Genomic DNA, 4,113 nt, shown 5'->3' on the forward strand with positions numbered 1-4,113 from the left:
GGCATAATCTGGATCCATGGACAGTGCCTTATCGTACATCTTTGCTGCCTTGTCCATTATCTCCAGTTTTTCATAACACTGACCCTGGTTGAAATACGAGGCAACGTCATCCGGGTAATATTCGCTGTACCTTTCAAATAACTGTAATGCCTCGGTATATGATCCAGCATCGTACTGGATAATTCCCTGGTAAAACAGACCTTTCTTGAAAGACTGGTTTAAACTGGATGACTGGTTAAAATATGCGTATGCCTTATCCGGAATGTTCAACGAGAGATATCCACGGCCGAGGTTATACAGGGTAACTGCATTTTCAGGGGAGAGAGAATAGGCTTTCTGGAATGATTCAATAGCTTCCTCTGTTCTGTTTAACTGGAGAAGGGTAACTCCTCGGTCATTATTCACCGTAACATCGTCTGGTGTCAGGTTTATTGCTTCATTGTAGTAGAGAAGGGCATTTTCATAATCACCTTTCATAAAGAATGAGTCCGCAATTTGAATGTGCTGTTCTTTTGAGTTATTTGCAGAACCCAGAGCATCATTACACGCTATTAGACAAAAAAACATGCATATCATTAGGAGGGACATTTTTTGCATATGGTGTAGTATTTGTTATTGAAACTAAAATTTTTATCCTGTTTTTGTATAAATAGATGTAATCATAATTGTTTTATGTCGTTACATGCTATAAATAAAAGATTCGAAAATTTCGACAATAATCTCGTATCAATAATCCATGCCATGAAAATTTCTATGTTCATGTACAGGCTTATGCCCCGTGCATATCGGAGAGTCGTTGTAGCGAATTCTATACGGAAAAAGTATGTTTTCGTGGATGTTTTTTGTATAAAGGAGAACGGACAACCAAAGAAAGAAATATTTCAGGGTATTTCCCTTAATCGGTTGCCCATCATATACAATACACGGGATTCGCTTTCTCTCCAGTTTATAAAGTACCTTGTTTTTATTGTCCTGTGTTTTTTTCAAACCCTCAAATACGCGATAAAAAAACCCTATGACATCATTCACGTTCACAATCCGCCTGATTTTCTCATACTCGGTGCAATTCCCTTTAAACTAGCCTTTAAAACGAGGATTATTCTGGACCTCCATGATATGTTCCCTGAGGTAATTTCCAGCAATCTGAATATTCAGAGTACCCACTTCCTGGTAAAAATTGCAGAATTAATAGAAAAAATTTCCATTCTGTTTTCAGACGCCATAATCTGTACAAATAACTATGACAAGGAGATTATCTTATCCCGGAACAGGATCTCCCCGGATGATGTATTTGTGGTGATGAACTCCCCTGATTTGGATATAATGCCGGTAAAATCGGTTCCAAAAAGTACCTTCGGCCTGGAAAACCGGTTCATCATTCTGTTCGAAGGAACCATCTGGAAGAGGAGAGGTATTCAAACAGTCATTGATGCGATAGATCTGTTGAAACAGGATCTGCCAGTGACCTTTTGTATCGTTGGTGATGGTCCGTATCTACATGAACTGCAGGAATATGTCCGGGAGAAAAAGTTAGAATCTCATATCCATTTCACCGGATGGGTAAATTTGGATACTCTGTCTGAGTATATTTCAGTATCTGATGTCTGCATTATTCCATTTCTTAATACCCAGGTTAATAACCGGGGTGTCCCGAATAAACTGTTTGAATATATTGTCCATGATAAGACGATCCTCTCTTCCAGCTTGAAAGGAATATTCTCTACCTTTTCCGAAGAAGAGATCACCTTTTTTGAGCCTGGAAACATAGAGGATCTTGCTATAAAAATCCAATGGTGCTATGATAATCCACGTGCAGTCCAAATCAAAAGAATAAAGGCAAAAAACCGATACTATGCTGAATATACTTGGGACCGGATGGAGAACGAACTGTATCGTTGTTATGAAAAAGTAATGCAAAAGGGAAGATCATGAAAATCGGGATAATTCTCGGTACCAGGCCTGAAATTATCAAGATGAGTCCTATCATCCGGTATTGTTCCATGCAGGGTATCGGTTTTTTCATACTGCATTCCGGCCAGCATTATTCATATAATATGGACAAGGTTTTTTTCGATGAACTCCAGTTGCCTGAGCCAAGTTACAATCTTGAAACAGGTTCCGGAGATCCGGGTGAACAGACTGCTAGAATGATTATTGGTATAGAAAAGGTTCTCCTTCATGAAAACCCAGATGTAATTCTGGTACAGGGAGATACAAACACAGTCCTGGCTGGAGCGATCGCAGGTGTCAAGACGGGTACCCAAATCGGGCATGTTGAAGCAGGGCTCAGAAGTTTTGATCGTTCCATGCCTGAGGAGATAAACAGGATTCTTGCAGATCATTGTTCCGATTACTTATTTGCTCCGACAAAGACAGCAGAACAGAATCTGATCCATGAAGGAATACCGGTAGGGAAAATCCGTGTCTGTGGCAATACCATTGTTGATGCGGTGTATCAGAATCTGCAAATTGCCGGCAAAAAAAGGACTGTAATAAGCTCGTTGCATCTGCATCCAGGAAAATATTTCGTACTCACCGCACACAGACAGGAAAATGTGGATGATAAACAGAGAATCCTGGGGATTATAAATGGGGTGAGAGAAGTATATCTCCAATATGGATACCCTGTTATATTTCCCATACACCCGAGAACAAGAAAACAACTTGAATTATTCAGAATACCTCCCCCGGATGGATTACTCTTTACAGAACCCCTGGGATATCTGGATTTTCTGCTACTGGAGAAAGAATCGTTACTGGTTCTGACTGATTCAGGTGGTTTGCAGGAGGAATGCTGTATCATGCAGGTGCCCTGCGTTACCTTGCGGGATAATACGGAAAGACCTGAAACCATTGAGGTCGGGGCGAATATCCTGGTTGGATCCGATTCCCGATCGATTATAACAGGTGTAAGAACAATGATGAATAAAGCAAGAGACTGGAAAAATCCATTTGGGGATGGAAAATCCGGCGAACGAATAATCAACAGTATCACATCGGAAGCATAAGTATGTCAAGAATCTGTATTGTTGGTCTTGGATATATCGGTCTTCCAACGGCTCTTTTACTTGGAAAGGAACATGATGTTACCGGGTTTGACATAAATGAGGATATTGTATCCAGGATAAACCGAAAGGAAATTCCATTCCTGGAACCTGGAATGGATGAATTGCTTAAATCTTCAGGGATAATGGCTTCAACACAGCCAGTATCTGCAGATGTTTTTATCATCTGTGTTCCAACGCCTTTTGACAAAGAAGTCCGTATGGCAGATCTGCGTCATGTAAAACAGGCAGTGGAAGCGATCACCCCATTCCTTTGTTCAGGAAACCTTGTGGTAATTGAGTCGACGATTCCTCCGGGAGCATGTGAAAAGGTTGTAATCCCGATAATTGAATGTTCTCACCTGAAAGTCGGATCAGATATCCTTCTGTCCCATTGTCCTGAAAGGGCGATTCCAGGAAATACTTTCAAGGAAATGGTATTCAATGACCGGATAATTGGAGGAATCAATTCCCTGTCTGCAGATATCACCATGGAATTATATCGTACCTTTGTCAAGGGAACCATATATAAAACTGATATCCGGACTGCCGAATTCGTTAAACTTGTTGAGAATACCTTTCGTGATGTAAATATCGCACTTGCCAACGAACTGGCAATGCTGGCTGAAGATAGTGGCATTAATGTCTGGAAAGCCATCAGTCTTGCGAATAAACATCCACGGGTAAATATTCTCCTTCCGGGCCCTGGGGTTGGTGGACACTGTATTGCTGTGGACCCGTGGTTTTTAACGGAAAGCAGTTGCAATGTAAAGATTATCTCAATGGCTAGAGAGATAAATGATAATATGCCTTCTTTTATCCTGTCAAAAATAAAACGAATATTGCAGGAGGAAGGAATAACAAACCCGGTTATAACGATCCTGGGTGTAGCTTACAAGGGAAACATTGATGATACTCGTGAGACACCCGCTCTGAAACTGATAAAGTTGTGCGAAAAAGAGGGATGGAATGTAAAAATATTTGATCCTCTTGTCCGGAAATTTGATTATCCTCTTCTCTCCTTTGATGAGTCCTTACGTAATACAGATTTGATTATTGTTGAAGTGGA

The 4,113-nt window shown here is 40.6% G+C and carries 4 protein-coding genes; 3 read left to right on the forward strand and 1 reads right to left on the reverse strand.

What is annotated here, in order from left to right:
• The coding region (locus tag LUQ50_RS15010) for a tetratricopeptide repeat protein (RefSeq protein ID WP_300041082.1) at positions 1–567 on the reverse strand (567 nt) is incomplete at its 3' end.
• Positions 568–771: 204 nt separating this feature from the next.
• Between LUQ50_RS15010 and LUQ50_RS15015 the strand changes: the two genes are divergently transcribed.
• From LUQ50_RS15015 to LUQ50_RS15025, 3 genes are all read left to right on the forward strand, one after another.
• Entirely contained in the window at positions 772–1,932 is a 1,161-nt protein-coding gene (locus tag LUQ50_RS15015) for a glycosyltransferase family 4 protein (protein WP_300041085.1), read from the forward strand.
• Positions 1,929–3,008: a non-hydrolyzing UDP-N-acetylglucosamine 2-epimerase gene (gene wecB, locus LUQ50_RS15020; protein WP_300041087.1), complete on the forward strand. Its 1,080-nt coding sequence runs from the start codon at positions 1,929–1,931 to the stop codon at positions 3,006–3,008. The genes LUQ50_RS15015 and wecB overlap by 4 nt, the downstream gene beginning before the upstream one ends.
• Before the next feature lie 2 nt (positions 3,009–3,010).
• Positions 3,011–4,113, forward strand: a 1,103-nt coding sequence (locus tag LUQ50_RS15025) for a nucleotide sugar dehydrogenase (protein ID WP_300041089.1), incomplete at its 3' end; no start/stop codon positions are given.

This window comes from Methanospirillum sp. (assembly GCF_028679455.1).
Classification (GTDB): Archaea; Halobacteriota; Methanomicrobia; order Methanomicrobiales; family Methanospirillaceae; genus Methanospirillum.

Bases quoted from the DNA above. Each gene is read 5' to 3' on its own strand.
- wecB (WP_300041087.1), top strand. From the start codon at position 1,929: ATGAAAATCGGGATAATTCTCGGTACCAGGCCTGAAATTATCAAGATG.
- LUQ50_RS15015 (WP_300041085.1), top strand. From the start codon at position 772: ATGCCCCGTGCATATCGGAGAGTCGTTGTAGCGAATTCTATACGGAAA.